25 protein-coding genes are annotated in these 26,998 nt (G+C 71.0%); 10 read left to right on the top strand and 15 right to left on the bottom strand.

The features are described 5' to 3' along the window. Window positions 1-111 precede the first annotated feature (111 nt). The 3 genes from AMK26_RS25610 to AMK26_RS25620 form a co-directional block, all read right to left on the bottom strand. The gene (locus AMK26_RS25610) at window positions 112-1,731 is read right to left on the bottom strand and encodes a sodium/solute symporter (RefSeq protein ID WP_241838074.1); all 1,620 of its coding nucleotides are present in this window, start codon (window positions 1,729-1,731) and stop codon (window positions 112-114) included. After that, window positions 1,731-2,051, bottom strand: a complete 321-nt coding sequence (locus tag AMK26_RS25615) for a hypothetical protein (RefSeq protein ID WP_241838075.1) — start codon at window positions 2,049-2,051, stop codon at window positions 1,731-1,733. Before AMK26_RS25615 ends, AMK26_RS25610 begins: the two co-directional genes overlap by 1 nt. A gap of 77 nt (window positions 2,052-2,128) precedes the next feature. After that, window positions 2,129-3,391 (bottom strand): PucR family transcriptional regulator, encoded by a 1,263-nt coding sequence (locus AMK26_RS25620; protein WP_073757132.1) that lies wholly within the window; start codon window positions 3,389-3,391, stop codon window positions 2,129-2,131. Window positions 3,392-3,625: 234 nt separating this feature from the next. Here AMK26_RS25620 and AMK26_RS25625 point away from each other — a divergent pair, with 234 nt between their 5' ends. After that, window positions 3,626-4,192: a GNAT family N-acetyltransferase gene (locus tag AMK26_RS25625; RefSeq protein ID WP_073757133.1), complete on the top strand. Its 567-nt coding sequence runs from the start codon at window positions 3,626-3,628 to the stop codon at window positions 4,190-4,192. A gap of 16 nt (window positions 4,193-4,208) precedes the next feature. On the opposite strand, the gene AMK26_RS25630 is transcribed toward AMK26_RS25625, so the two are convergent. The 7 genes from AMK26_RS25630 to AMK26_RS25660 form a co-directional block, all read right to left on the bottom strand. Beyond that, window positions 4,209-5,810 carry a type VI secretion protein gene (locus AMK26_RS25630; RefSeq protein WP_073757134.1) on the bottom strand — a complete coding sequence of 534 codons (1,602 nt, stop codon included), beginning with the start codon at window positions 5,808-5,810 and terminating at the stop codon, window positions 4,209-4,211. Between the two features lies 1 nt (window position 5,811). Further along, entirely contained in the window at window positions 5,812-7,224 is a 1,413-nt protein-coding gene (locus AMK26_RS25635) for an ATP-binding protein (RefSeq protein WP_073757135.1), read from the bottom strand. Between the two features lie 23 nt (window positions 7,225-7,247). After that, the gene (locus tag AMK26_RS25640) at window positions 7,248-8,801 is read right to left on the bottom strand and encodes an SCO6880 family protein (RefSeq protein ID WP_073757136.1); all 1,554 of its coding nucleotides are present in this window, start codon (window positions 8,799-8,801) and stop codon (window positions 7,248-7,250) included. Further along, on the bottom strand, window positions 8,798-10,171 hold the full coding sequence (locus AMK26_RS25645; protein WP_198944162.1) for a hypothetical protein: 1,374 nt from the start codon (window positions 10,169-10,171) through the stop codon (window positions 8,798-8,800). Before AMK26_RS25645 ends, AMK26_RS25640 begins: the two co-directional genes overlap by 4 nt. Further along, entirely contained in the window at window positions 10,161-11,012 is an 852-nt protein-coding gene (locus AMK26_RS25650) for a hypothetical protein (protein WP_073757137.1), read from the bottom strand. The genes AMK26_RS25645 and AMK26_RS25650 overlap by 11 nt, the downstream gene beginning before the upstream one ends. A 100-nt stretch (window positions 11,013-11,112) precedes the next feature. After that, a complete protein-coding gene (locus AMK26_RS25655; protein WP_017945892.1) occupies window positions 11,113-11,421 on the bottom strand; it encodes a hypothetical protein in 309 nt (102 codons plus the stop codon). 255 nt (window positions 11,422-11,676) lie between these two features. Then, on the bottom strand, window positions 11,677-12,261 hold the full coding sequence (locus AMK26_RS25660) for a TetR/AcrR family transcriptional regulator (RefSeq protein ID WP_073757138.1): 585 nt from the start codon (window positions 12,259-12,261) through the stop codon (window positions 11,677-11,679). A 147-nt stretch (window positions 12,262-12,408) separates the two neighbouring features. On the opposite strand from AMK26_RS25660, the gene AMK26_RS25665 reads away from it, so the two are divergent. From AMK26_RS25665 to AMK26_RS25700, 7 genes are all read left to right on the top strand, one after another. Further along, entirely contained in the window at window positions 12,409-13,296 is an 888-nt protein-coding gene (locus AMK26_RS25665) for an NAD(P)-dependent oxidoreductase (RefSeq protein ID WP_274536133.1), read from the top strand. Window positions 13,297-13,319: 23 nt separating this feature from the next. Next, window positions 13,320-14,108 carry an SAM-dependent methyltransferase gene (locus AMK26_RS25670; RefSeq protein WP_073757790.1) on the top strand — a complete coding sequence of 263 codons (789 nt, stop codon included), beginning with the start codon at window positions 13,320-13,322 and terminating at the stop codon, window positions 14,106-14,108. A gap of 67 nt (window positions 14,109-14,175) precedes the next feature. Next, entirely contained in the window at window positions 14,176-14,592 is a 417-nt protein-coding gene (locus tag AMK26_RS25675; RefSeq protein ID WP_073757140.1) for a hypothetical protein, read from the top strand. A 1,895-nt stretch (window positions 14,593-16,487) separates the two neighbouring features. Continuing rightward, window positions 16,488-17,501 (top strand): C40 family peptidase, encoded by a 1,014-nt coding sequence (locus AMK26_RS25680; protein WP_073757141.1) that lies wholly within the window; start codon window positions 16,488-16,490, stop codon window positions 17,499-17,501. A gap of 136 nt (window positions 17,502-17,637) precedes the next feature. Then, window positions 17,638-18,369: a phosphatase PAP2 family protein gene (locus AMK26_RS25685; protein ID WP_073757142.1), complete on the top strand. Its 732-nt coding sequence runs from the start codon at window positions 17,638-17,640 to the stop codon at window positions 18,367-18,369. A gap of 322 nt (window positions 18,370-18,691) precedes the next feature. Next, window positions 18,692-19,504, top strand: coding sequence for a hypothetical protein (locus AMK26_RS25695; RefSeq protein ID WP_073757144.1), 813 nt, complete (start codon window positions 18,692-18,694; stop codon window positions 19,502-19,504). A gap of 84 nt (window positions 19,505-19,588) precedes the next feature. Beyond that, window positions 19,589-19,774, top strand: a complete 186-nt coding sequence (locus tag AMK26_RS25700) for a hypothetical protein (RefSeq protein WP_073757145.1) — start codon at window positions 19,589-19,591, stop codon at window positions 19,772-19,774. 16 nt (window positions 19,775-19,790) lie between these two features. Here AMK26_RS25700 and AMK26_RS25705 read toward each other — a convergent pair whose 3' ends face one another. After that, window positions 19,791-20,135 carry a metal-sensitive transcriptional regulator gene (locus AMK26_RS25705; protein WP_073757146.1) on the bottom strand — a complete coding sequence of 115 codons (345 nt, stop codon included), beginning with the start codon at window positions 20,133-20,135 and terminating at the stop codon, window positions 19,791-19,793. Window positions 20,136-20,330: 195 nt separating this feature from the next. Between AMK26_RS25705 and AMK26_RS25710 the strand changes: the two genes are divergently transcribed. Together AMK26_RS25710 and AMK26_RS25715 are read left to right on the top strand one after the other, a co-directional pair. Then, complete coding sequence (locus AMK26_RS25710) at window positions 20,331-20,951, top strand: DUF47 domain-containing protein (protein ID WP_073757147.1); 621 nt, start codon at window positions 20,331-20,333, stop codon at window positions 20,949-20,951. A gap of 5 nt (window positions 20,952-20,956) precedes the next feature. Then, the gene (locus AMK26_RS25715) at window positions 20,957-21,955 is read left to right on the top strand and encodes an inorganic phosphate transporter (RefSeq protein WP_073757148.1); all 999 of its coding nucleotides are present in this window, start codon (window positions 20,957-20,959) and stop codon (window positions 21,953-21,955) included. A gap of 309 nt (window positions 21,956-22,264) precedes the next feature. On the opposite strand, the gene pstB is transcribed toward AMK26_RS25715, so the two are convergent. From pstB to pstS, 4 genes are all read right to left on the bottom strand, one after another. Then, on the bottom strand, window positions 22,265-23,041 hold the full coding sequence (pstB, locus tag AMK26_RS25720; protein WP_073757149.1) for a phosphate ABC transporter ATP-binding protein PstB: 777 nt from the start codon (window positions 23,039-23,041) through the stop codon (window positions 22,265-22,267). 21 nt (window positions 23,042-23,062) lie between these two features. Beyond that, window positions 23,063-24,133: a phosphate ABC transporter permease PstA gene (pstA, locus tag AMK26_RS25725; protein WP_107421058.1), complete on the bottom strand. Its 1,071-nt coding sequence runs from the start codon at window positions 24,131-24,133 to the stop codon at window positions 23,063-23,065. An 8-nt stretch (window positions 24,134-24,141) separates the two neighbouring features. Then, on the bottom strand, window positions 24,142-25,131 hold the full coding sequence (pstC, locus tag AMK26_RS25730; RefSeq protein ID WP_073757151.1) for a phosphate ABC transporter permease subunit PstC: 990 nt from the start codon (window positions 25,129-25,131) through the stop codon (window positions 24,142-24,144). 116 nt (window positions 25,132-25,247) lie between these two features. Further along, on the bottom strand, window positions 25,248-26,378 hold the full coding sequence (gene pstS, locus AMK26_RS25735) for a phosphate ABC transporter substrate-binding protein PstS (protein ID WP_073757152.1): 1,131 nt from the start codon (window positions 26,376-26,378) through the stop codon (window positions 25,248-25,250). Between the last annotated feature and the right edge of the window lie 620 nt (window positions 26,379-26,998).

Genomic DNA, 26,998 nt, shown 5'->3' on the forward strand with positions numbered 1-26,998 from the left:
TCAGCGCCGATGGTACTGCAGGGGGGACCCTGTGGGAGAGTAGGACACCGCCGAACAATTATTGAGCCTCAGGCCCCGGACTTTGTCCGGGGCCTGAGGCTTTTTTGCGTTTCAGTGGTGTTCTGTGAGTTCCGCTGTTCGTTGTCTTCGCACCGTGCTGCCGATCCGTCCCAGCAGGAATGCGGCGGGCAGCGAGACGAGCACGACCGTCTGGAGCGGGAACCAGTCGATGTTCCATTCGGGGAACAGCGAGAAGGGGCTGCCCGAGAAGGCCGGCCCCGACACCTGGAGCCCGACGGCGCAGCCGAGGCCTCCGTACAGAGTCCACAGCAGTCCGGTCCTGGTGAAGCCGCGCCAGAAGAGGGAGTAGACCAGCGCCGGAAGCAGGGCGGAGGCCGCTACCGCGAGGGAGAGGGCCGACAGGATCAGGACGTTCCAGCCCTGGACCCCCACCGCCATGGCGATGCTGAGTGCTCCGACGCCTACGGAGGCCCAGCGGGCGGCGGCCACTTCGCGGCCCTCCGTAATGTGGCCACGGCGCAGGACATGCGTATAGAGGTCGTGGGCGATGGACCCGGCGGCTGCCAGGGTGACGCTCGCTACGACCGCCAGGGTGGTGAGGAACACCGCGGAGGAGACGAGGACGACGAGAAGTGCCCCGTTCGTATCGGTGGACGGGCCGCCGGCCAGTTCGCCGGTGAGCATGAGCAGGGCGCTGTTGCCGCCCGGATCGGCGGCCATGATGGCCGGGGCGCCGATCAGCGCGGCGGCTCCCAGCCCCATCAGGGCGGTGAGGAAGCAGAACGCGGCGACGATGCCGAGGGTGTGGCGTACCGTACGGCGCGCGGCCGACGGGTTGGGGGAGGCGCCGAGCTGCATGGTGACGTGTGGCAGGCAGGCGACCCCAAGCACGATGGTGATCATCAGGCCGATGAAGTCCAGGGTGCCTTCCGGTGTGGCGCTGTCGGCGAACCGGAGGCCTGGACGCAGATGGCCGGCGGGCCGGCCGCTGCCCTGCGCGGCGGCGTCGATCAGGGAGTCGGTGCCCCAGTGGAAGCGGTGGAGCAGTACGGCCGTTACGGCGAGCGCGGCGGCCAGCAGCACCACCGTCTTGATCACCTGGATGACGATCGTGCCGCGCATGCCACCGAAGACCGTGGCGCACACGACCAGGGAGCCGATCATGACGATGGCCGTCTGCTCGGCGCCGGGGCCGGCCAGTCCCAGGAGCGTCGCCGTGGTCACCCCCGCTCCGGAGAGTTGCACCACGAGGTACGGCACGCACGCGCTCAGGGTCACGACGGCGACCGCGATCCGTACCGCCGGTCCGGGAGCCCGCAGGGCGAACGTGTCGCCCAGGGTGTAGCCGACGCGTTCGCGGAGGGGCCGGGCCAGCAGGAGGAGTACGCCGAGCGACAGCACCGTACACAGGGCGATGAACAGGCCGTCGTAGCCGAATACCGCGACGCTTCCCGTCGTACCGAGCACCGTGGCCGTGGACAGGTAGACGCCGGACAGGACGAGGGCGCCGCGCAGGGGTGTGAGCCCGCGGCCGGCCGTGTAGAAGTCGTCGACCCGGTCCCGCTCGGGGCCGCTGAGGACGCAGATGAACAGGATGGGCACGATGAACATCAGGAAACCCACGAGCACCAGGGCCCGCGTGTCCTTGTCCAGGGCGCCGGGTGGCGCGGCGAGGAGGAACTCCGGGCGCAGCAGTAGTTCCGTACGCATCACACCTCCGGCTCGTCCGCGTGACGGTCGTACAGCGCCGCCGTGCCCACCAGGAGGGAGCCCTGGAGGAGGAGACCCAGCAGGCCCGTGGTGATCTCGCCCCAGAGGGGGTTGGCCATGAAGTCCTCGGCGGTGCAGGCGAGCAGCAGGTGGAGGGCGAAGGCCGATCCGTTGACCGTGGCGAAGACCGCTCCTGGGCGGTGCCTTCGTGGTCGTTGATGAGAGTGATGCAGGCGTGGGGCGGGCGGGTAGGACATGGCGGTCTCCTGGTGGGCGTCGATGCGAGGCCCACCACAGCAGTCGCGCTCGTACCGGTCCATGGCCGGTTTCCATACGGTTGCCCGCGCCCAAGCACGTTGCGTGGCCATTGGGCTGATGCCCATTCAGCGAAGGGCGCTCACCGTTCGTCGTGTCCGAGCGCGGCGGCCGCTCCGAGCAGGCGGTGCGCGTCGAGCGCGAGGGTGAGCTGTACGAGGTCTCGGGGGCGGGTGAGCGAGAGGCCGGTGATCTGCTCCAGGCGGCGGAGGCGATTGAGCACCGTGTTGCGGTGGCAGAGCATCCGCCGCGCGGTGCGGACGGCGGAGCCGCCGGTCTCGATCCAGACGTCGACGGTGCCGAACAGGGTGTCGCGGTCGGCCGGCTCCAGGTCGTACAGGGGCCGCAGGACCCGGTGGGCCAGTTCGGCGGAGAGGTCGGGACGCGAGACCAGGAGCCCGTCGGGCAGACGGGAGTCGAGCCGGGCGGTCTCGCCGTCGGCCCGGCAGGTGCGCAGGGCGAGTTGGGCCATGTCATGGGCCCGCGCCACGTTCCCCAGCCCGTGCGCGACCGGGCTGACGCCGATGCGGAGAGCGCGCCCGGACGCCTGGGCGTCGAGGGCGGCGACGAGCGTGTCCAGGGGGTGGTCGGCCAGGTGGGCGACGAGTACATCGCGGTGTCCGGCGGCGTGCCGCAGGATCCGGATGCCGGGTACCTCCGGGGCGGTGCCGGGTACGCGGCCGTACGGCGGTGTCGCCTGGACCACGGCCACGGCGAAGCGGCCGTCGGGCGGCAGGTCGAGGACGGCCGCCGCGTCCAGGGCGAAGGCCGGGTCGTCGCGGGTCTCCAGCAGGGCGGTGAGGATCAGCCGGACGCGTTCGCCGTGCCGGCTGCCGATACCTTCGGCGACCTGCCGGTAGGCGTCGGCGACCAGGACGGCGTCGCGGTCGTTGCTCTTCCACACCAGTCCGGCGACGTGGACCAGTTGGCTGATGTCACCGAGCCGGTCCCGTTCGACCACGCCGACGATGCCGGTCCACACCTCGGAGCCGGCCACACGGAAGGCGTGCAGCACCTCGTCCAGGGGCCGGCCCTGTTCCGCGCGCTTGATCCCGAGTTCCCGGGTGTACCGCTCGACGTCCACGATCCGGGCGGGGTCGAGGGCGGCGGCCAGGGCGTGGTGGATGCCGGTGCCCACGGTCTGCCGCACATCGGGGGGTGCGAGCACCGGGTCGGCGTAGTACGGCACCTCGGCGCGGATCCTGCGTACGACAGAGCCGGCGAATTCGGGGCCGTGGTGCAGCAGGCGCGCGCAGGCGCGGTGGAAGAGGGGCAGAGCGGAGGCGTCCGCGGTGTCGCCCTGGGGGAGAGGGCGGACGCCGTCGGTGACGGAACTGGTGTGCATGGACCCTCCAGGCGGATGGGACGTGCGTGAACCACCGTGCGTGTCCGGGGCCACCATGCTAAGCGGTTGCTTAAGGATGGGGCGTGGTCTCAGCCGAACCGTAATGTTTCCGCTGGGTAGCCATGCGGGCCGGGGCAGGCTCCCTGGGCAGGCGCTCCGATCAGGCGCTCCGGGCAGGCTCCCCGGGCGCGAAATTGCGTTGACCGGTGGGATGCGGGCCGTGACGATCGGGGCATGGAACACGTCATACGCCCCGTCCGCGCCGACGAGTGGCGCAAGGCCCGCGAGATCCGGCTCGCCGCCCTCCAGGACCCCGCCGCGCCCCTCGCCTTCCTCGATACGTACGAGGCGGCTGTCGCCCGGCCCGACGAGCACTGGCAGGAGCGGGCCGCCGGGGCGGCGGAGGACAGCGAGAGCGCCCATCAGTTCGTGGCCGAGGCGCCGGACGGGTCGTGGGAGGGCACGGTGACCGTGCTCGTGGAGCGGCCGGGCGGGGACGTCCGGTTCGGTGAGGCGCCGGTGGTCGACCAGACGCACGTCGTCGGCGTCTACGTCCGCCCCGAGGCGCGGGGCGCCGGGCTGGCGGACGCGCTGTTCCGGTCGGCCGTGGAGTGGTCCTGGTCGCTGGGCGGGGCGCCGATCCGGCGCGTACGGCTCTACGTGCACGAGCGGAACGAGCGGGCGGCGGCCTTCTACCGGAAGGCCGGCTTCGTGCCGACCGGGCAGAGCGTGCCCTTGGAGGGGGACAGCAGCGGGGCGCGGGAGATCGAGTACGAGGTGCGGCGGCCCGTCACGGTGTGAGGGGCCGGTCCGGCCGTCAGGGAGCCAGGGGCCGGTCCGGCCAGCGGGCGCGGCCCTGTTCGGCCGAGCGGAGCAGGACGTGTGCCGGCAGGCCGATGTCCTGACCCGTCGCCAACAGCTCGGGCAGCTCGGGCAGTGGAGCCACGGCCGCGACGTCGTGGAGGACGAGCGTGAGTGGTGGGTCGAGCCGACCGTCGGATGACCGTGCGGCCATGCGGCGGCCGTGCTCGACCACGTCTGAGGCGAGCGCGGTCAGCAGGGGCATCGCGCCTGGGCGGGTCCTCGGGTCTTCGATCGGTTCACCCACCACATAAAGGGTGCCCCCTTCGGCGATGAATGATTCCAGGGCCAGCGAATCAGTTCGATTGGCCGTGCAGGCCTCACGGATGTGGACCGAGGACAGCGACGACAGCGCCCGTACGGTCAACTCCTGGGCCACCTCACGCCGTTCGGGGTACCCGGTGAGAGCCGATTCGAGCAGGCCGGCGTGGCTGTTCGTGGCCTTGGGGTGCGTACGGAGCAGGCGTACGGCCTCATGGGCGCCGTTGTTCTGCGCCCAGCGCTGGACCTGCTTGAACGGGCGTCCGTCCACGGCGGCGGCGTGCAACCAGCAGCGCAGGAGCGTTTCGGCGGTGTCGGCGACGGCGGCGTCCATACGGGCCCGGGGGCGTACGGGCGCGAGGAGCGCGGCGGCGCGGGCGGCTGCCGTGGCGGTGTCCTCGCAGCCGTGCGTGGGCGACCAGTGCAGCCGGGCGGGCGTGTCGCACAGGTGGCCGGGGTCGTAGACCAGGACGGGGCCGAGTTTGGCGCGGGCGTCCTTGGTGTCGGCCCACACGGCCGGGTCCGAGGTGACGACCAGGGCGGGGCCGTCGGCCTCCTCGATGGCCTGGCGGGCGACGGAGCGGCGGGCGGCGGCGTCGCCGTAGAACATGCGGGGCGCGGCGACTGCCTCGGGTGGGGATGCGGGGGCGGGCGCGGGGACGGGCGCGGGGGCCGGAGCGGGGTCGGCAGCGGGTGCCGACATGGGCGCGGGTACGTACGCGGGCGGCGGGGCGGTGACCGGAACGTCCCGACGCGCAGCGTCCTGCCGTACCGCGTCCTGCCGTACCGCGTCCTGCCGTACCGGATCGGGCCGTACCGGATCGGGCCGTACCGGATCGGGCCGGGCCCAGACCGGTTCGGCCGGGGCCGGTTCGGCCGGGGCCCGCGCCGGGTCCCTCCGTACAGCCGCTGCCCCGGTACGTGCCGCGCCCGCCGCCCGTACCGCACGCCACCGGGCCAGCGTCCCGAGCACGAAGACGGCCAGCACCACCAGCACCAGCAGCTCGCTGATGAACAGGCCCCAGAACAGCCCGTACCCCGACAACTGCCCCGCCGGTGTCCCCGGCCACGCCCCGGCCAGGTCATGGGGCTGCGACACCAGGCTCCGTATGGCGAGCGGCGTCGACGAGAACGTCACTCCCTTCGGCCACGCCCCGTGCGCGAACAGCCCGGCAAGTCCGGTCGCCGTCCACACCAGCAGCGTTATGCCCAGCAGGAACCCCAGCAGCCCCACCAGCAGGCCGTCGGGGATGCCCCGCTCCGCACCGCGATCCTCAGCCCTGCTCCTGCGGTCCATGTCACGCCACCGTCGACTGTGAGGTGGACTCGTTCATCTGCTGCTCGATGAGGGCCGCGCGCTGCTCCGCCTCCCATTCCGCGGCCTGGATGTCCTCCGGTACGTCCGGTGCCGACGACTCCGTCATCGCCCGGTCCGTGTACACCAGCGGCCGTTCCGCCTCCGTGACCAGGTGTTTGACCACCTGCACATTGCCGTTGACGTCCCACACCGCGATACCGGGCGTGAGCGTGGGGATGATCTCCACCGCCCAGCGGGGCAGCCCCAGCACCCGCCCGGTCGCTCTCGCCTCGTCGGCCTTCTGGGCGTAGATGGTCCGGGTGGACGCCATCTTCAGGATCGCCGCCGCCTCGCGCGCCGCCGCCCCGTCCACGACGTCCGACAGGTGGTGCACCACCGCCACGAACGACAGGCCGAGCCGCCGCCCGAACTTCAGCAGCCGCTGGAAGAGCTGGGCGACGAACGGGCTGTTGATGATGTGCCACGCCTCCTCCACCAGGAAGATGCGCTTCTTGCGGTCCGGCCGGATCCAGGTGTGCTCCAGCCACACCCCGACGATCGCCATCAGGATCGGCATCGCGATCGAGTTGCGGTCGATGTGCGACAGGTCGAAGACGATGAGCGGCGCGTCGAGGTCGATCCCGACCGTCGTCGGCCCGTCGAACATGCCCCGCAGGTCACCGTCGACGAGCCGGTCCAGGACGAGCGCGACGTCCAGGCCCCACGCCCGTACGTCGTCTATGTCGACGTTCATCGCGGCCGCCGACTCCGGCTCCGGGTGGCGCAGCTGCTCCACGATGTCGGTGAGGACGGGCTGGCGGTCGGTGATGGTCTCGTTGACGTACGCGTGCGCCACCTTGAGCGCGAAGCCGGACCGCTCGTCCAGGCCGTGCCCCATCGCGACCTCGATGATCGTACGGAGCAGGGCGAGCTGACCGGTGGTGGTGATCGACGGGTCGAGCGGGTTGAGCCGGATACCGCCGTCGAGGGCGGCCATCGGGTCGAGGCGGATGGGAGTTATCCCCAGCTCTTGCGCGATCAGGTTCCACTCGCCCACCCCGTCCTCGCCTTGGGCGTCGAGGACGACGACCTGGCGGTCACGGAAGCGCAGTTGGCGCAGCACGTACGTCTTCTCCAGCGCCGACTTGCCGTTGCCGGACTCGCCGAGCACCAGCCAGTGCGGGGCGGGGAGCTGCTGCCCGTACAGCTGGAACGGGTCGTAGATGTACCCCTTGCCGCTGTACACCTCGCGTCCGATGATCACGCCGGAGTCGCCGAGGCCGGGCGCGGCGGTCGGCAGGTAGACGGCCTGGGCCTGGCCCGTCGACGTACGGACGGGAAGGCGGGTCGTCTCGACCTTCCCGAAGAGGAAGGAGGTGAAGGCCTCGGTGAGTGCTGACAGCGGGTCTCGCATCGGAATCAGGCGCCCCTATCGGCCTATCGGCGGATGCCGGTCGCGAACGGCAAGGTGTTCACAAAGGCCCGGTGGTGCTCGCGGTCGCACCACTCCAGCTTCAGATACGACTTGCCGGCCGAGGCCCTGATCGTCCGCTTGTCCCTGGCCAGGGCTTCGGGCGTACGAGACGACACAGTGATGTACCCGACAAGATTCACTCCTGCCGCGCCGCTGGCGAGATCTTCACCCCGCTGGTCGAGCCGGCCGTGGGCGGCGATGTCGCGGGGGTCGACGGTGCGGTTCATCTTGGCGGCGCGGCTGGCCTCCGCCTCGTCGTTGGTCTTCTCGGTCAGCATGCGCTCGATGGCGACCTCGGTGGGTTCGAGGTCCATGCAGACGGCGACGGTACGGATGACGTCGGGGGTGTGGACGAGGAGAGGCGCGAGGAAGTTGACCCCGACGGGGGTCATCGGCCACTCCTTCACCCAGGCGGTGGCGTGGCACCAGGGCGCGCGGGTGGACGACTCCCTCGTCTTCGCCTGGAGGTACGTCGGCTCGACGGCGTCCAGCTCGGCGGGCCAAGCGTTTCGTTTCGTCATCGCCTGGATGTGGTCGATGGGGTGGTCCGGGTCGTACATGGAGTGCACGAGGGAGGCGAGCCGGGACTGGCCGAGGGGCTGGCGTACGCGGATGTCCGCCTCGGCCAGCCGGGCACAGATGTCGGTCAGCTCGCGGGCCATGACGACCGCGAGGCCCGCGTCCTTGTCGAGCTTGCGGCCACCGGTGGCCTGGCGGGCGGCGCGGGCCATGGCGTGGGCCTCGGCGGCCAGTTCACGGGTGTAGTGCATGCAGGCGACGAGGTACGCGCGGTGCTGCTCGCTGGACGTCGACACCATCGACTGGAGCTGCTCGTACGACTCCTGGAGCCAGCCGGGGGCGTGCGGGTCGCCGCGCTGGGCGACGTCCTTGGCGTGGGCGTCGGGGTCGGCGGGGAGGGTACGGGCGAGCATCTGGAGGCGGGTCACGAAGCCGTCGCCGTTGGCGACGTGCTTGAGGAGGGTGCCGAAACGGTCCACCAGCGCCTCTTGGTCCTCGCTGTCGCGCAGGCCGACGCCGGGGCCCTCGATCTCGATGGCGGCGGTGACGGTGCGGCGGTCGGCGTGGAGGAGGACGGCGATCTCGTCGGGCCCGAACGGCGCCGCGAGCCAGTTGATACGGCCGATCCCGGGCGGCGGGCCGACCTCCACCTCACGGCCGTCGAGCTTGGTGCCCGCCTCCATGACGGAGGACCGGTAGGTGGTGCCCTGGCGGAGGGTGCGCTTATAGCTGCGGCTGATTTCAAACCACTTGTAGAAGGTGCGGCCCTTGTACGGGACGTACACGGCGGCGAGCGCCAGCATGGGGAAGCCCATGAGCGACACGATCCGCAGGGACAGGACGGGGACCAGCAGCCCGCTCATCATGCCGAGGAACGCGCCGGCGATGATCAGCGCGATCTCGCCGGTCTCGCGGTTCTTGCCGACGATCGCGTTCGGCCGGGCCCGGCCGATGAGATACGTGCGGCGGGGCGTGATCGGTTGGGACTGGGTCGTCAACGCCCTCCACCTCCTGTGCTTCCTGTGCCTGTGTTACCTGTGCTTTTACGGTGGCTGTGCGGCGTGCCGCTCGTACCGGGGCTCCGGGGCGGGGGCGCGGCGGAGGGGACGGCTCCGCCGCCGGCCGCGCCGCCGGCCGCGCCGCCTCCGGAGGGCGGCTGGCTACGGGAACTGTGGGCAGCCACGCCCCCGGACACGGCGTTCGCCGGCTGGGGCGTACCACCGCCGCTGCCCCTCTGGTGGTTGCGGCTGCTGTGGGTCTTGATGCCCTGGGAGACGAGCGCGGCGGGCGAGGAGATGACGGCGGCGGCCTGGGCACCGTCGGTGGCCTGCTTGCGGTTCGTACGGGCGGAGGCGATCTCGTCGCCGAAGCCGGGGACGAAGCGGTAGATCATCGCGGACGCGAAGATCGCCAGCAGGATGATGGCCAGGCCGGACACGACCGCCGAGAAGGCGTCCGGCCCGTCGTCGGAGGACAGCGCCCCGGCGAGGCCCAGGACGATGACGATGACCGGCTTCACCAGGATCACGGCGATCATGATCCCGGCCCAGCGGCGGACGTGCCCCCACATGTTCTTGTCGACCAGCCCGGCGTACACGACCGTGCCGAGCAGCGCGCCGACGTACAGCAGGGCGGCCCGGATGACGAGCTCCAGCCACAGGATCCCGGCCGCGAGGATCGACACCAGGGACACGACGATCAACATGATCGGCCCGCCGCCGATCCCTTCGCCCTTCTTCAGCGCCTCGGCGAACGTCCCGAAGAACACGTCCGTCTGACCGCCGCTGCCACTCGCGATCACCTCGGTGACACCGTCGGTCGCCGAGACGACGGTGTAGAGGATGAGCGGCGTGAACGCGGACGCAAGGACGGTCAGCCACAGGAACCCGATGGCCTCGGAGATGGCCGTGGCCAGCGGCACGCCCCGGATGGCGCGCTTGGCGACGGCCAGGAGCCACAGGACGAGCGTCAGGACGGTGGAGGCGGCGAAGACGACGGCGTACTGCTGCAGGAACGTGGGGTTGGTGAAGTCCACCTCGGCGGTGCTCTTCACCGCCTCGCTCAGCTTCCCCACGATCCACGCGGCCGCATCCGCGCACCCGCGAGCCAGGGACGCCAGCGGATCGAGCGCGGCGGCGGGGTCGGCGGGGGTGGAGCGGGCGGGGCCGCCGTTGGCGGCCTTTTCCCCGTCTTCGCAGTAGTCCCGCGCGAGGCCGACCACCAGGTCGCAAGGGTTGTTGCTGCCACTCGGTGAAGGAGTGGGCGTGGGTGTCGGCGCTGCGACAGCGCGTGCCGCAAAGAGGAAGAGCGCCGCATGTACAGCCGCGAGGGCCGCGACGGCGGAACGGGTGCGACGGCTACCGTGCATAGGTGAAGCCTCCGTATCCGGCGACGGCACCGGCGATCTCGTCTGCGGTGGAGGCCCGATTGTCGCCGTTGACCGGTGTCGGTCCCTCCTTCTGGCTCGAGGACGCGATCTTCCAGTCGTTGCCGGTCCACTTGAGCTTCTGGGCGATTGTGAACCAGGTCTCGGTGACGGGCTTGGTGGAGCCCTCCCCCGCGAGCCCCACGAGGCCAGTGCACCAGACCTCGATAGTCGCCGTGTCACCGCTCAGCTCGACCACCTTGGTGCCGACGGGGACGGTGCGCGACACGAAGGTGAGCCCCCCGGGCGCGGAGCCGTCCTCGTTCAGGCCCACGTTCTTGAGGAATGCGGGCGAGTAGGCCGCGTCCAGCTTGCTCAGCAAGCCGTCTGCAACGGCGGGATCGTGCACGGCACGCACGATGGTGTGCCGCGTGTCCTGCCTGAACATGCCGTCAGAACCCAGCGCCACCGCGTAATTGGCCGCCGCGCTCTGCGCCCCCTGCTCGTCCCGCGCGTACCCCGACGGGATCGTGCCGTTCTTGCCCGTCACCGGCTTGACGCCCGTCGCCGCCGTCGGGGCGGCGGCGTCGCGGTTGGCCGAGGCGTCCGAGGGCGCGTCGTCGCCGCCACCGCTTCGGTTCGCGAAGGCGATGGCGGCGATCAGCAGCACCACCACGCCCACCACCGTGATCAGCGACCGCGAGTTGCGGGCCGGGCGGCGCGCGCCGCCGTAAACGCCGCCGTAGACGTCACCGGCGCCGCTGTCGGGCAGGCGGGTACGGGTCTGTCCCGTACCGCCGCCTCCCGTGCTGCTGGCGCCGTCGTGCTCGTCGCCGAGGCTCATGACGGGTACGCCCCCTCAACCGTTTGCTGATCTGTATGGTGACTGGACATCAGGTGACGCGACCTCAAGGGGGAGCCGGGGGTGGAGCGACTGACGGGGGTTAAACGGCCATCCCGTACACGATGGTGAACAGCGTTCCCAGCGATCCGATGATGAAGACCCCTGTCAGGCCGGCCACGATCAGCCCCTTGCCTTGTTCGGCGCTGAACGTGTCCCGGAGTGCGGTCGCGCCGATGCGCTGCTTGGCCGCCCCCCAGATCGCGATGCCGAGGCACAGCAGGATGGCTACAGCCATCACCACCTCGATCATCACGCGGGCCTCGTTCCCCAGGCTCCCGAAGGGCCCCCAGTTGGGGGCGATTCCGCCAATGATGGTGGTGATGTCGCCTTTTTCGGCCGCCAGGTACATGTAACTCACCGCCCCTGTTGGGTAGTTCGACACCCCTGCCCCATGGCACGGGTCACCGCACTATCTTCGCTGATGAAACCGCCCATGTGCGCCGACTTGGCTGGTCTCTTTACCCGATCCCCGCACGTTTGACCGGTCCGGGCGCCCTGACCTGCGCAGGCGGCGAATCGGGTGTATGCGAGTGCGCGTATCGTCACTCTGTGTATCACGGAGGGTGACTCCGGGCAATGACTGTCGTTGGTGCACTCTTGGGGGTCAGCGGTACGTCGCGACCAGCCGCGCCAAGTGCCGGCCGGCCTGCAGCAGCGGTTCCTCGCTCCGGGTGACCTGGGCCGTCACCTCGGCGCCCTCCAGTGTGCTGATCACCGTGCCCGCCAGTTCGCGGGCGTCGGCGGCGGCGAGGCCGGCGCGCAGCAGCTTGTCGGCGACCAGGTCCTGCCAGCCGCGCAGCGCGGCGACGCAGGCGCCCTGGATCTCGGAGTCGGTGTCGCCGAGCGTCTCCAGGGCGGCGGCCGTGACCGGGCAGCCGTCGACCCAGCCCGACTCGCGCAGCGCCCCGGCGAGCAGGCGGGCGCAGGCGTCGACTGCTGCGGCCGGGTCCTCCTCGCTGTCCAGCGCCTCGCGCAGGATCGCCGCGAACTCCTCGTCGCTGTGCCTGATCGCGGCGACGGCGACGGCCTCCTTCCCGCCCGGGAAGAAGTGGTAGACGGAGCCGAGGGTCGCGCCCGCCTCCTTGGCGATCTGCTTGATGCCCGTGCCGACGTACCCCTGCCGTTGTACGAGGCGGGCGGCGGCGACGACGATCCGGTCGCGGGTGCCAAGAGGGGCGCTGGTCTGCATGCGCCGATCCTATCGAGCCGGTGAGTAGAGCGTTCGTTCTAGAGCTGTGCTACGGTCAGGCCCGTGCTCTGGATAGAGCGTTCGTTCTAGTCCACCAGTCCAGTCCAGCCCGGTTCAGCCCGGTTCAGTTCCATCCCTGGAGGTCTCGTGAGCAACAGGAGCAGCACCCCCACCCCCGTCACCGTCATCGGCCTCGGCCCCATGGGCCACGCCATGGCCGGCACGTACCTCGACCACGGCCACCGCGTCACCGTCTTCAACCGCACGCCATCCCGCGCCGACACCCTCGTCGCGCGCGGCGCGCACCTCGCCCCCACCGTCGACGAAGCCCTGACCGCCGCCGAGCTGGTGGTCCTGAGCCTCACCGACTACGACGCGATGTACGCCCTCCTCGGCGAAGCCGAGCCCGCCGCCCTCGCCGGCCGCGTCCTCGTCAACCTCAGCTCCGACACCCCCGACAAGGCGCGCGCGGCCGCCGCCTGGGCCGCGGAACGGGGCGCCACACAGCTCACCGGCGGCGTGCTGACCCCGCCCTCCGGCATCGGCAGCCCCGACACGTCCACCCTCTACAGCGGTCCGCGCGCCGCCTTCGACGCCCACCGCGCCACCCTGGAGGTCCTGACCGCCGCCGACCACCGGGGCGAGGACCCGGGCCTCGCCGCGCTGCTCTACCAGCTCAACATGACCATGTTCTGGACGGCCCTGACGAGCTATTGGCAGGCCGTCGCCATGGCCGACGCCCACGGCCTGAAGGCCGCCGACATCCTGCCTCTGGCCGTCGACGCCCTGAACCTGCGCCAGTTCCTGGAGTTCTACACGCCCCGCGTCGACGCCGGCGACCACACCGGCGACGTCGACCGGCTCACCATGGGCGCGGCCAGCATCGAGCACGTACTGCACACCGCCACGGACGCGGGCGTCGACGGCGCCCTCCCCGCCGCCGTCCTCGACATCTTCCGGCGCGGCCTCGCCGCCGGTCACGGCGCCGACAGCGCATCCAGCCTCGTCGAGATACTGAAGAGGCCGACGGCGTAGCCCAGTTGCTCTACGTTGGTGACGTGACCGACATCGAATCGAGGATCGACACCACCCGGCCCCATACCGCCCGCATCTGGAACTACTGGACCGGTGGCAAGGACAACTACCCCGTCGACCGGGAAGCCGGCGACCGGATCCGCGAGCTCCACCCCGGCATCGGCGAGTACGCCCGGGCCGACCGCCTCTTCCTGGGCCGCGCCGTGCGGCACCTGGCGGCGGAGGAGGGCATCCGCCAGTTCCTGGACATCGGCACCGGCCTGCCGAGCGCCGACAACACCCACGAGGTCGCCCAGCGCGTCGCCCCGGACGCCCGCATCGTGTACGTCGACAACGACCCGCTCGTCCTCGCCCACGCCCGCGCCCTCCTCGTCGGCACCCCGGAGGGCCGCACCGACTACATCGACGCCGACCTCCGTGACGTCGACGCCATCCTGGACGCGGCCGCCAAGACCCTCGACCTGGACCGGCCGGTCGCCCTCATGCTGCTCGGCGTCGTCATCTTCATCGAGGACGACGCCGAGTCGTACGCCATCGTCCGCCGCCTCATGGACGCCCTGGCCCCGGGCAGCCACCTCGTCCTCTCCCACACGGTCGTCCACCCCTCCATGCCGGACGTCGACGCGGCGGTCGCCTTCTGGAACGAGCACGGCACCCCCAAGCTCACCCAGCGCACCCCCGAGGCCATCACCCGCTACTTCGACGGCCTGGAACTCCTCGACCCCGGCGTCGTCCCCTGCTCCCACTGGCGCCCCGACACCCCGGCGGACGCGGTCGCCATGTACGCGGGCGTGGGCCGCAAGGCTGAGTAAACGGTCCCGCACGAACTGAGCACCCGCACCGAGGCGGCGCGCCGCCCCGGTGCGGTGAACTGGGCCCATGAAGGCACTTGAGACGATCCACGCGTACTTCCAGCGCCCGGGCCTCGCCGGCATCGACCGCGACGGCGAGGGTGACGGCGGCCGGGACGGCAAGGCCTGGCGGCCGGCCGCGACGGCCGCCGTGGTGGCGCTGGTCACGTACCCCTTGTGCCTGCTCATCGTGGGCCTCTCCACGATGAGCACCGACAGCTGCGGCCCCCGCCACTGCGGGCCGGGCACCATGGGCCCGCTTTCCGTGATGTACGTCGCCTACCAGGCGCTCCCGTACGTGACCCTCGCCGCCCTCGCCGTCGCGACCGCGCTCCCCTGGCACCAGCGTTGGCGCCCCGCCCGTCGCTGGGCTGCCCGTGCCGCACTGCTGCCCCAAGCCACGATCCTCACCACGCTGGTCGCGCTTCTGGCCTTCGGCGGGTGAACGCCCCGCACACGGTGACCGTGCGGGCCGCCCTCTCTCCGAGTGTGGCGGGCTCCGGCGCCCCCTCAAGGGCGCTCCCTTCGGTCGCGTCGCTTCGCGATGGGCTTCGCCCACCCTTGACCGGCCGCCTCCGCCCGCCTTTTCCCACTCGGAGGGCGGCCCGGGGGAACGGGCCCACGGGGGGGCGCCCTGCGGTGCGGGGTTCGTGGCCGAGGCGACCCGGCCGGGGCAGGCGCGGCAGTGGAATGGGGCGGCGCGGCTTGGCTAAGCGGCTGGCCGCCGTCTTCCGGTTGCGGTACAGGACCTCGCTCCTGCCGGTGGGGGGTGCGCGGCAGTGGCATGGGGCTTCTGGGCTGGGTTCGGCGGCTGAGGGCGGGTGATGGGTCGGGGTTCAGGCAGGTGGCTGGGCTGGGTGCGGGGCTGGGCCTGGGTGTCGCCTTGGCCGAGCGGCGCCCGGCTGGTCGGCTCGCAGGCCCGGTCCGGCCCCCTGCCGCCCGTGGCCGCTCCGGGGCACCTCACCGCCGCCCCGCCTACCCCACAGGGAGGCCCCACCCGTCTCCTTGGTTCCAGCAGCACCGGGATCGGGGAGTTGTGTGCGGTGTGAGACACCTTCCCGCCGTGGTGTCGGGGGCTGTGGGTGTCCCATCCCGCCCACAACTCCGGTGAGGCGGTACGGCTGTGGCTGGAGGGGCCGGAGGGATCCTCCTGTGGGTCGGATGAGGTGTCCGGGGACCGCCGCGAGTCCCGCCGAGCAGCAGCTGCGCCGGGAAGGCCGCGCCATGCGGGTGCCGGATGCCGGGCTGACCTGGCCCTGTGACGGGGCACGACGACCGGGCGCTTGGCGTCATGCGGGCGCGGCGGGCGGCGCTCAAGAGCCCCCTGACCCCGCCTGCCTCACCAGGACGCCTCACGGGGCCCTACCGTCACACCGGCACCAGGGGTGGGGAGTTGTGTGCGGAGTAGGACACCTTCCCGCCGTGGTGTCCGGGCTGTGGGTGTCCGATCCCGCACACAACCCGGGGGTCCGATACGGCTGTGACTGGAGGGGGCGCCCTTCCCGGACCTCCCCGGCAGGGGAGCAGCGGGGCGTGCCCCGGCCGCACCCGAGTGGCCAGGAGGCCGTGGCCCTGCGCCCGAGCCGGAGACCGAACCGGGCCGGGAGCTTCATCGTCCCGGGGCCCAACGTCCCCGCTGTGCCCCCGGCCGGACAGGGCTTCACCCGGGCCCAGCCCCGCACCCACCTCAGCCACCTGCCTGAACCCCGGCCCCTCACCCGGCCGCAGTCGCCGAACCCAGCCCAGAAGCCCCATTGCACTGGGGCGCACCCACCACCCACCGGAGCGAGGTCTTGTGCCGCAACCGGAAGACGGCCGCCCGCCGCTGAGCCGAGAGCGAGCCCCCCATTCCTCTGCCGCGCCTGCCACGGCCGGGTCGCCTCGGCAACGAGCCCCGGCGCAGCGGTGGGCCCCCCGGGATGCCTGCTCCCCGGGGCCGCCCTCCGAGAGAAAACGCGCGGGCGGAGGTGGCCTGTCAAGGGTGGCCGTAGGCCATCGGCGAAGCCGACGCGAAGCGCCCTTGACAGGCCGCCGGAGCCCGCGACTCTCGGGAGGGAGGGCGGCCCGGAACGGTGACCAGTACCGGATGGCCCACCCCCGGGCCGCCGGGCCGCCGGGCCGCCGGGCCGCCGGGGCGCCGGGCCGGTGGAGTTGGGGCGGTCGCCTCCGGGCGGGGCGTGCGCGCCCTCGCCGCGGTTCGTTGCGCGTGACGGCGTGAACCTCGCTCCGGCCGTGCGTCGCCGACACCTCGGCCGCCCTGGGCGTCCACCCCCTGAACGGGTGGCCGGGCGCCTACACTGGCACTCGGTGGACTGCCATGTCGTTTAGGGGTGGTTGACGGTGCGTAAGGCGTGGCTGGTCGCCGGGGTGTCCGTCGGGGCGTGCCTGAGCTTTGTCGCGCTGCTCGTCGTCGGGACGTACTCCGCCGCCGCCGGTCTGCTCGGCGGGGCCGGGGGTGCCCTCCATGGGGCTGTCGGGCTGGCGAAGGGAGCCGTGCCGGCGGCGTACCAGCCGCTCGTCCAGAAGTGGGGGAACCTGTGTCCGGCCATCAACCCCGCGCTGCTCGCCGCACAGTTGTACCAGGAGAGCGGCTGGAACCCGAAGGCGGTGAGCCATGCCGACGCGCGCGGTATCGCGCAGTTCATCCCGGGGACGTGGGCCACGCACGGGATCGACGGGGACAAGGACGGTGACCGGGACGTGTGGGACCCGGCGGACGCCATTCCGTCGGCCGCCTCGTACGACTGCGAACTCGCCGGGTACGTGAAGGACGTGCCGGGCGACCGGACGAACAACATGCTCGCCGCCTACAACGCCGGTGCGTACCGGGTGATAAAGGCCGGCGGGGTGCCCGGGATCAGCGAGACGCAGAACTACGTCCGGATCATCCGCACCCTGGAGAAGAGCTTCGCGCGACCCGTCGGCCGGGTCGAGCCGTCGCGGCAGGCGGCCGGGGCGATCTACTTCGCGCAGAAGAAGCTCGGCACGCCCTACCTGTGGGGCGGGAACGGGACGCCGGAGCAGCAGGGGCGCTTCGACTGCTCGGGGCTGACGCAGGCCGCGTACCGGACGGTGGGCATCGAGTTGCCGCGCGTCGCCAACGACCAGTACAACGCCGGTCCGCATCCCTCCCGGGACGAACTGCTGCCGGGGGATCTGGTCTTCTTCTCGGATGACTTGACCAATTCGCGCGCCATCCGGCACGTGGGGCTGTACGTCGGCGGCGGATACATGATCAACGCCCCGTACACCGGGGCGGTGATCCGGTTCGACAAGATCGATACGCCCGACTACTTCGGTGCCACCCGCGTCACCGAGGATGGCGCGAAAGCGCTCCCGACGGCGCGGCCCTGAGCTGCGCGTACGTATCACTCTTCGATAACGTCATGGTGATCGTTCCGTGGAGAGTGGAACGTACCCCTCCTGTGGGTCGTTCCCTGGACTGACGATGACGACACTGACCGGGTGACACTAGGCAAGGGGCCGCGGCATGGCTGGACTCGCATCGGACGGTTCGAACCCCGATGTCGGCCTGCTCTACGACATCAACGGCCTGGCGAAGGACGCCCCTTCGTGGTTCGACCGCGTCATGGAGTTCACCGGCGAGTACGGGATCATGCTGGCGATGGTGCTGGCTGTGCTCTGGTGCTGGTGGAGCGTGCGCCGACGCGGCGGCATGGAGGACTCCGTCGCCGCCGTCGCCGGTCTGATCTGGGCTCCGATCGCCGCCGGTGTGGCCCTCCTCGTCAATGTTCCTATTCGGGGTTTTGTGGAAAGGCCCCGGCCCTTCCTGGACCACCAGGGGCTTGAGGTGCTCGTCGACGGGAAGACGGACTTCTCGTTCGTGAGTGACCACGCCACCATGGCGATGGCCATCGGCGTGGGCGTCTTCGTCGCCAACCGCCGCTTCGGCCTCGCCGCGATCGGTCTCGCCCTCGTCGAGGGCTTCTGCCGCGTCTACATGGGCGTGCACTACCCGACGGACGTCGTCGGCGGCTTCGCGCTCGGTACGGCGGTGGCGCTGCTCCTCGCCCCGGTCGCCCTGGCTCTGCTGACGCCGCTGGTGTCGGCGGTGGCGCGCTCCGGGCGGGCCGGGTGGCTCGTACGGTCGCGCAAGGCGCCCGCGTGGGAGCGGCACGAGACGCTGGACATCGCCGAGCCGCGCCTCGGCTCGGGCTCCGCGACGGGTGCGGGCTCGGGCGAGAACGACCTGGCGGCCTAGCCCGCCGGGAGCCCTCGGCCGCGGTCGGGCGGCGGTGCCGCCATGTGCGCCGCCGCGTCCGTCCGTGCCCGGTCTCGTGACCGTCTCGCGGGTCCTGCCCAGCCGCAGGCGCAGCGGGCCACGGAGAACGAACCCCGCTCGGTGGTCGTGGCGTTGTGGACGTCCGGGACGGCGGGCGGGACGGCGGGCGGGACGGCGGGCGTCTGGTCATGCGCGTGCACAGCTCCACGGTACCGGCGTGACGGTGCGCCCGTGCGGTCGTTATCTGGGGCGGGTGGGGGTCTCGGGCAGCCAGCGGCACAGTGTTGGGGGTTGGCAGGCGATGGTGGTGCAGCAGAGGCGCAGGAGCGGCGCGTTCGCCGTCGCGGCCGCCGTGGTGGGCGCGATGGTCACCGGATGTTCGGCGGCGGCCGATGCCTCGCCCGGCGTGGAACCGGGCGATGCGGTACGCGCGGCTCCTGACGCGCTGACGCGGGCGGGAACGTCCAAGGCGCGTACGTCCATGGAGATGGCGACCGGCGGGACGCGGGTGACGATCCGGGGCGAGGGCGCGTACGACTTCGTCAAGCGGCACGGGCAGCTCAAGGTCGTCCTGCCCGAGGACCCCTCCGGTACCGACGGGCACCGCCCGATCACCGAGCTGCTCGCCCCCGGCGCGCTCTACATGAAGAACCGGGGCGCCGGTGTCCCGGCCGACAAGTGGGTCCGCGTCGACACCACCACCCTGGAGGATGGCAACCTCGTCACCGGTGGCGCGACCGATCCGGCGGCCGCCGCCGAGCTGCTGCGCGGCGCCGAGGACGTGAGTTACGTCGGCGAGGAGGAGCTCGCGGGCGTGCCGGTCACCCACTACCGCGGGGTGAGCGACTTGGGGCGGGCGGCGCGGGCGGCCTCACCGCAGGTGCGCGGGGCGCTCGCGGCGGCGGCGAAAGGGTTCGCCAGGGACGCGGTGCCGTTCGACGCGTACCTGGACCGCGAGGGGCGGCTGCGCAAGGTGCGCCACCAGTTCAGCTTCGCCAACCAGGGGCGTACGGTCGCGGTCGCGTCGACGACGCTGCTGTACGAGTTCGGCGTGCCCGTCGTCGTACAACTGCCGCCCGGCAAGGACATCTATGCGGGGAAGGTCAAGGCCTGACCATCGCAGAATGGTCCGGACGTGCCATGCGCGGTGCGTGTCGCGCTCCCTACGCTAGGAAGCCGGCACCGGCAGGAAGAGGTGATGCGCGTGGCCCCGCCCACTCCGACGACAGTCCAGGACCACGTGGCCCTCGCCGAGATCGAGCTGTGCGGTGAGTTGATGATCGCGGCGTCCGCCACGGACGGCGAGCGGCTCAGCGCGGACCTCATCGACGAGGTGCTGAACGTGATACCCGAGGGGCGCGGCGGGTCTGCCGCGCCCCGGTGAGCAGCCGAGGGGACGGTCAGGTCCGCATCATGCGGGCGATCGCCTTCGTCGCCTCCTCGACCTTCGCGTCGATCTCGTCCCCGCCCTTGACGGCGGCGTCGGCGACGCAGTGGCGCAGGTGCTCCTCCAGGAGCTGGAGGGCGAAGGACTGGAGGGCCTTCGTGGACGCGGAGACCTGAGTGAGTATGTCGATGCAGTAGACGTCCTCGTCGACCATCCGCTGCAGGCCCCGGATCTGGCCCTCGATGCGGCGCAGGCGCTTGAGGTGTTCGTTCTTCTGCTGGTGGTACCCGTGCACGCCGTGGTCGTGGTCCACGTCCTGCCCTTCGACCGGAAGGCCGGCCGCCTCGGTGGTCGTCATCGCGTCCTCCCGTTGTCACGTAAGGGGTATGTATACCCCTCATGGGTATATGGTACCGATCCTTGGCCGAAGGTGGCGGGGGCCGGTTCTGTTCACTGTGCCTGATGGGCGACACTGAAGAACGCCGGTTAGCCGTGGCCGGATGATGCGCCTAGCATCAGCCTGACCGAAACCCATGCACCTAGAGGACCCCACGTGCGCTTTCGTCTGACCCCCAGGGAGACGAGCTTCTACGACATGTTCTCCGCATCCGCGGACAACATCGTCACGGGCTCCAAACTCCTGATGGAACTGCTCGGAGCGGATTCCTCCGCCCGGGCCGAGATCGCGGAGCGGATGCGGGCAGCGGAGCACGCGGGCGACGACGCGACCCACGCGATCTTCCACCAGCTGAACTCCTCCTTCATCACGCCGTTCGACCGCGAGGACATCTACAACCTCGCGTCGTCGCTCGACGACATCATGGACTTCATGGAGGAGGCCGTCGACCTGGTCGTCCTCTACAACGTGGAGGAGCTGCCGAAGGGTGTCGAGCAGCAGATCGAGGTGCTGGCGCGGGCGGCCGAGCTGACAGCCGAGGCGATGCCGCACCTGCGGACGATGGACAACCTCACCGAGTACTGGATCGAGGTCAACCGGCTGGAGAACCAGGCGGACCAGATCCACCGCAAGCTGCTCGCCCACCTCTTCAACGGCAAGTACGACGCCATCGAGGTGCTCAAGCTGAAGCAGATCGTGGACGTACTGGAAGAGGCCGCCGACGCCTTCGAGCACGTGGCCAACACGGTGGAGACCATCGCGGTCAAGGAGTCCTGAGCTTCGTGGACACCTTCGCACTGGTCGTGACCATTGGTGTCGCGCTCGGCTTCACATATACGAACGGCTTCCACGACTCGGCGAACGCCATCGCCACGTCCGTCTCCACCCGGGCGCTGACCCCGCGCGCGGCGCTCGCCATGGCCGCGGTGATGAACCTCGCGGGTGCCTTCCTGGGCAGCGGTGTCGCCAAGACCGTCAGCGAGGGCCTGATCCAGACGCCCGAGGGCCAGCGGGGCATGGGCATCCTCTTCGCGGCGCTGGTCGGCGCGATCGTCTGGAACCTGATCACCTGGTACTTCGGCCTGCCCTCGTCGTCCTCGCACGCGCTGTTCGGCGGGATGGTCGGCGCGGCGCTGGCGGGCGGGACGACCGTCTACTGGGGCGGTGTCGTCGACAAGATCGTCATCCCGATGTTCGTGTCGCCTGTGGTCGGCCTGGTGGTCGGCTACCTGGTGATGTGCGGGATCATGTGGATCTTCCGCAAGTCGAACCCGCACAAGGCGAAGCGCGGCTTCCGTATCGCCCAGACCGTGTCGGCGGCGGGCATGGCGCTCGGCCACGGCCTCCAGGACGCCCAGAAGACGATGGGCATCGTGGTGATGGCGCTGGTCATCGCCGATGTCGAGCAGGCCGGTGACCCGATCCCGGTGTGGGTGAAGGTCGCGTGCGCGGTGATGCTGTCGCTGGGTACGTACGCGGGTGGCTGGCGCATCATGCGTACGCTGGGCCGCAAGATCATCGAGCTGGACCCGCCGCAGGGCTTCGCCGCGGAGACGACGGGTGCGTCGATCATGTTCGGCTCGGCGTTCCTCTTCCACGCGCCGATCTCGACGACGCACGTCATCACGTCGGCGATCATGGGCGTGGGCGCGACGAAGCGGGTCAACGCGGTGCGGTGGGGCGTCGCGAAGAACATCATCCTGGGGTGGTTCATCACCATGCCGGCGGCGGCGCTGGTCGCGGCGTCCAGCTTCTTCGTGGTGCGGTTGTTCTTCGGGTAGGGGCCGTTGCGCGGGGCCACTTCCCCTACGCCGGGCGGCGTGGGGGGACCCCCAGCGGCTGAACGCAAACGGATGGGCCCGCCCTCTGGGAGAGAGGGCGGGCCCTTGCCTTGCGGTGGCACCGCCATGCAGCACCGCAAGGAGTTCCGAGGGGCGGGCCGGTCACCGGCGGCCCGGGGCGGCCATTGGGCGGGGTGCCTGCCACCGTCGCTCCCGGCCCGGGGTGACCCGCGAGGGTGGCCCCGAGCGCACCACCCACCGACAGCAACCGTCGACGCCCCCGGCCCGGGCCGAGCCCGGGCACGGGGCCTAGCCGAAGCGGCCGGAGATGTAGTCCTCCGTCGCCTGGACCGACGGGTTGGAGAAGATGCGCTCCGTGTCGTCGATTTCGATCAGCTTGCCGGGCTGGCCGACCGCCGCCAGGTTGAAGAAGGCGGTGCGGTCGGAGACGCGGGCCGCCTGCTGCATGTTGTGGGTCACGATGACGATCGTGAACCGTTCCTTCAGCTCGCTGATCAGGTCCTCGATGGCGAGCGTCGAGATCGGGTCGAGCGCCGAGCACGGCTCGTCCATCAGCAGTACGTCCGGCTCGACCGCGATCGCGCGGGCGATGCACAGGCGCTGCTGCTGACCGCCGGAGAGGCCGGAGCCGGGCTTGTTGAGGCGGTCCTTGACCTCGTTCCAGAGGTTCGCGCCCCGGAGGGAGCGCTCGACGACCTCGGCGAGCTCGGCCTTCTTGTACGAGCCGTTGAGGCGCAGCCCCGCCGCCACGTTGTCGAAGATCGACATCGTCGGGAACGGGTTCGGGCGCTGGAAGACCATGCCGACCGTGCGGCGCACGGCGACGGGGTCGACGTCCTTGCCGTACAGGTTCTCGTCGTCCAGCATCACCTTGCCCTCGACGCGGCCACCGGGGGTGACCTCGTGCATACGGTTCAGGGTGCGCAGGAAGGTGGACTTGCCGCAGCCGGACGGGCCGATGAAGGCCGTCACGGAGCGGGGCTCGACGGTCATGGAGATGTCGTCGATCGCCTTGTGGGAGCCGTAGTAGGCGGTGAGGCCGCTGACGTCGATTCGCTTGGCCATTTCAATCACTTCCAGGTGGCCTTAGCGGCCGGTCTTCGGGGCCTTCCAGCGGGCGATGCCGCGGGCGACCAGGTTGAGGATCATGACGAAGGCGATCAGGACGAGGGCGGCGGCCCAGGCGCGGTCGTACGACGCCTCACTGCCGACCTTGTACTGCTCCCAGATGTAGAAGGGGAGCGAGGACTGGGCACCTTCGAAGGGGTTGGTGTTGATCAGCTGGCTGCCGAAGACCAGCAGCATGATCGGGGCGGTCTCACCGGCGATGCGGGCGATAGCGAGCATCACACCCGTGGTGATACCCCCGAGCGCGGTGGGGATGACCACCTTCAGGATGACGCGCCACTTCGGTACGCCGAGGGCGAGCGCGGCCTCCCGCAACTCGTTCGGGACGAGCTTGAGCATCTCCTCCGTGGAGCGGACCACGACCGGGATCATCAGGATCGCCAGCGCCAGGGCGCCCATCAGGCCGGACGGCGCCAGCCCCGCGATCAGCATGATCGAGAGGATGAACAGGCCGGCGACGATCGAGGGGATGCCCGTCATGACGTCGACGAAGAACGTCACGGCCTTGGCGAGCGCGCCCTTGCCGTACTCGACGAGGTAGACGGCGGTCAGCAGGCCGATCGGCGCGGAGACGAGGGTGGCCAGGCCGACCTGCTCCAGGGTGCCGATCAGCGCGTGGTAGACGCCGCCGCCGACGTCGAAGCCGGGGACGCCGGCCATCGAGTGGGTGAGGAAGTACCCGTCGAGGACCTTGATGCCCCGGCTGACCGTCACCCAGATCAGGGACAGCAGCGGTACGACGGCGAGGACGAAGCACACCCAGACGACGCTGGTGGCGAGCCGGTCCTTGGCCTGGCGCTCGTTCTCGACGGCCGAGGTCGCGATGTACGAGATGACGACGAACAGGGCGGCCGCGATCAGGCCCCACTGGATGCGGCTGTCGAGGCCGGTGGCGACGCCGACGCCGATACCGAGGGCGATGGACACGGCGGCGAAGCCGGCCGGTGCCCAGCGCGGCATGCGGCGCGCGCTGAGGCTGCCCGGGCGGGGGCCGGGGGCGGCCTGCGCGGGGGTGGCGTCCTGGATCATGTTGCTCATCAGGCGTTCGCCCCCGAGTACTCCTTGCGGCGCGCGATGATCAGGCGGGCCGCGCCGTTGACCAGCAGGGTGAGGACGAAGAGCACCAGGCCGGAGGCGATCAGGGCGTCGCGCCCCAGCTCGTTGGCCTCGTCGAACTTCGCGGCGATGTTCTGGGCGAACGTACCGCCGCCGGGGTTGAGCAGGTGCAGCGAGATCACGAAGCTCGGGGAGAGGACCGTCGCGACGGCCATCGTCTCGCCGAGCGCGCGGCCGAGGCCCAGCATCGAGGCGGAGATGACGCCGGAGCGGCCGAAGGGCAGCACGGAGAGGCGGATGACCTCCCAGCGGGTCGCGCCGAGGGCCAGGGCGGCCTCCTCGTTCATGCGCGGCACCTGGAGGAAGACCTCGCGGCTGACGCTGGTCACGATCGGCAGGATCATGATCGCCAGCAGGATGCCGACGGTGAACAGCGAGCGGGCGACGCCGACCTCGGTCTTCTCGAAGATGTACGTCCAGCCCAGGAACTGGTCCAGCCAGAGGTTCAGGCCCTCCAGGTACGGGACCAGGAAGAGGGCGCCCCAGATGCCGTAGATGATCGACGGCACGGCGGCCAGCAGATCGACGACGTACGCGAGGGGCGCGGCCAGCTTGCGGGGCGCGTAGTGCGAGATGAACAGCGCGATGCCGACGGCGATCGGGACCGCGATCACCATCGCGATGATCGAGCTCACGATCGTGCCGAAGAGCAGGACCGCGATACCGAAGACGGGCGGGTTGCCGGCCGGGTTCCAGTCGAAGGTGGTGAGGAAGTTGCCTTCGTTCTCGGAGAGGGCGAGCGAGGCCCGGTAGGTGAGGAACACGGCGATCGACGCCATGATCACCAGGAGCAGGATGCCCGAGCCGCGGGAGAGGCCGAGGAAGATCTTGTCGCCCGCGCGGCCGGTGGACGTGGATCCCGTCTTCCCGGCGACCGGCGGAGCCGGTGCGTTGTCAGTCGTTATAGCCATGGTCTTTCCGGTCTGTGTGGGGGAAGTCCGCGGTGGCGGCTCCCCTGGCGGCGGTGCACCGGATGGGGTGGAGGCCGGCCCGGTCGTCGTGCCCCGGGCCGGCCGTGGTCGTCAGGTCAGGAGAGGCCGTTGACCGTCTCGCGGACCTTGGCGTTGATCTCGGCCGGGATCGGCGCGTAGCCGGCCTCGGAGAGGACCTTCTGGCCCTCCTCGGAGGCGGTGTAGGTCAGGAAGGACTTGACCGTGCCGAGGGTCTCGGGCTTGTTGCCGGTGTCGCAGACGACCTCGTAGGTCACCAGGACGATCGGGTACGCGCCCTCCGCCTTGGTGGCGTAGTCCAGCTCGAGGGCCAGGTCCTTGCCGGTGCCCTTGACCTTGGCGGCGGCGATGGCCTTGGAGGCGTTCTCCGAGGTGGCCGCGACCGGGGCGGCGGCGCCGGTGTCGATCTGGACGGTCGGGATGTTCTGCGAGGTGGCGTAGCTCAGCTCGAAGTAGCCGATGGCGCCCTCGGCCTGCTTCACCTGGGCGGCGACGCCGGAGGAGCCGGACGCGGCCTGGCCACCGGGGGCCGGCCACTTCTTCTCGGCCTCGTACGGCCAGTCCGCCTTGGCGGCCTTGCCGAGGTACTTGCCGAGGTTCTGGGTGGTGCCGGAGTCCTCGGAGCGGTGGAAGGCCTGGATGGCGGTGCTCGGGAGCTTGGCGTTCGGGTTGAGCTTGGCGATCGCCGGGTCGTCCCACTTCTTGATCTTGTCGTTGAAGATCTTGGCGATGGTGGGGGCGTCGAGGACCAGGTCCTTCACGCCGGGCACGTTGTAGCCGATGGCGATCGGGCCGCCGACCATGGGCAGGTTGATGCCCTGGCCGCTCTTGCAGATCTTCTTGGACTCGGCGACCTCCTCCGGCTTGAGCGCGGAGTCGGAGCCGGCGAAGCCGACGGTGCCCTGGTTGAAGGCGATGATGCCCTCACCGGAGGAGGAGGACTTGTAGTTGATCTCCACGCCCGGGCAGGCGGCCATGTAGTTCTTGACCCACAGGTCCATGGCGTTCTTCTGCGCGGAGGAGCCGGAGGCCAGGAGCTGGCCCTTGGCGTCGGCGCACTTGATGTTCGACGCGGCCCCGGTCTTCTTGCCGCCGGTGGAGGCGCCGGTGTTGTCGTCCGAACCACACGCCGTGAGGACCAGGGCGCCGGAGACGGCGAGGGCGCCGAGCGCGGTGGCGCGAAGCCCGTTCTTGCGCTGAAGCTTCACTTTCGGGTGTTCCTTCCAGGAGCCGCCGGTCCGGTGTGACGTTGTGCGGCGGCGTGTGTCGGGGAGTGGATGGTGGGCGGCGTGCTCTCTTGCGAGGGCACGTCGTTCACCGTGCACGGCCGAAATTAGGCAGAACAGGTGAAGTGGCCGACGGGGGAGAGTGAACGGCAGGTGAACCGTGACGGAAGCCGCGGTGAGGGGCGGTGCGGCCCATTGTGCCGGGGCGCCGCGGGTGGGGCCGGTGCCCCTTGCGCGGGGCGCGGCCGTGTGCACGCGGGCCGGCGGCCCCCGCGGTGCCCGGCGGCCCGCCGCCGTGGGCGGGGTCGTGCGGGGCGGTGCGCCGCTGCGGGCGGTGGTCGTGCGGGGCGGTGCGCCGCCGTGGGCGGGGTCGTGCGCCGGTGCGCGCGGGACGCCGGGCGGCATCCGGACCACCCGAGCGGGGGGCGGGTACAGGGACGGAGGGTAGCCCGGAGGTGTGACACCGCGTGCCCCGTTGTGGGCCGCCTTCCCCGTCGGGTTCCGCCCGTGCCTCTCCCTGTTGTGGGCGGTCGTCCCGCGCCGGGTTCCAGCCGTACCTCCTCCCGGGGCGGTGCCCCTTCCCGGTGCGGGTCGGTGGCCTG

This window comes from Streptomyces sp. CB03234 (assembly GCF_001905885.1).
In the GTDB taxonomy this organism is placed as follows: Bacteria; Actinomycetota; Actinomycetes; order Streptomycetales; family Streptomycetaceae; genus Streptomyces.

Coding starts and splice junctions, on each gene's coding strand:
- pstA (WP_107421058.1), bottom strand. CDS start 24,133: ATGATCCAGGACGCCACCCCCGCGCAGGCCGCCCCCGGCCCCCGCCCG.
- AMK26_RS25705 (WP_073757146.1), bottom strand. CDS start 20,135: ATGACGACCACCGAGGCGGCCGGCCTTCCGGTCGAAGGGCAGGACGTG.
- AMK26_RS25610 (WP_241838074.1), bottom strand. CDS start 1,731: ATGCGTACGGAACTACTGCTGCGCCCGGAGTTCCTCCTCGCCGCGCCA.
- AMK26_RS25675 (WP_073757140.1), top strand. CDS start 14,176: ATGAAGGCACTTGAGACGATCCACGCGTACTTCCAGCGCCCGGGCCTC.
- pstB (WP_073757149.1), bottom strand. CDS start 23,041: ATGGCCAAGCGAATCGACGTCAGCGGCCTCACCGCCTACTACGGCTCC.
- pstC (WP_073757151.1), bottom strand. CDS start 25,131: ATGGCTATAACGACTGACAACGCACCGGCTCCGCCGGTCGCCGGGAAG.
- AMK26_RS25655 (WP_017945892.1), bottom strand. CDS start 11,421: ATGTACCTGGCGGCCGAAAAAGGCGACATCACCACCATCATTGGCGGA.
- AMK26_RS25645 (WP_198944162.1), bottom strand. CDS start 10,171: ATGCACGGTAGCCGTCGCACCCGTTCCGCCGTCGCGGCCCTCGCGGCT.
- AMK26_RS25635 (WP_073757135.1), bottom strand. CDS start 7,224: ATGCGAGACCCGCTGTCAGCACTCACCGAGGCCTTCACCTCCTTCCTC.
- AMK26_RS25630 (WP_073757134.1), bottom strand. CDS start 5,810: ATGGACCGCAGGAGCAGGGCTGAGGATCGCGGTGCGGAGCGGGGCATC.
- AMK26_RS25625 (WP_073757133.1), top strand. CDS start 3,626: ATGGAACACGTCATACGCCCCGTCCGCGCCGACGAGTGGCGCAAGGCC.
- AMK26_RS25620 (WP_073757132.1), bottom strand. CDS start 3,391: ATGCACACCAGTTCCGTCACCGACGGCGTCCGCCCTCTCCCCCAGGGC.
- AMK26_RS25650 (WP_073757137.1), bottom strand. CDS start 11,012: ATGAGCCTCGGCGACGAGCACGACGGCGCCAGCAGCACGGGAGGCGGC.
- AMK26_RS25660 (WP_073757138.1), bottom strand. CDS start 12,261: ATGCAGACCAGCGCCCCTCTTGGCACCCGCGACCGGATCGTCGTCGCC.
- AMK26_RS25615 (WP_241838075.1), bottom strand. CDS start 2,051: ATGGACCGGTACGAGCGCGACTGCTGTGGTGGGCCTCGCATCGACGCC.
- AMK26_RS25685 (WP_073757142.1), top strand. CDS start 17,638: ATGGCTGGACTCGCATCGGACGGTTCGAACCCCGATGTCGGCCTGCTC.
- AMK26_RS25700 (WP_073757145.1), top strand. CDS start 19,589: ATGCGCGTGGCCCCGCCCACTCCGACGACAGTCCAGGACCACGTGGCC.
- AMK26_RS25695 (WP_073757144.1), top strand. CDS start 18,692: ATGGTGGTGCAGCAGAGGCGCAGGAGCGGCGCGTTCGCCGTCGCGGCC.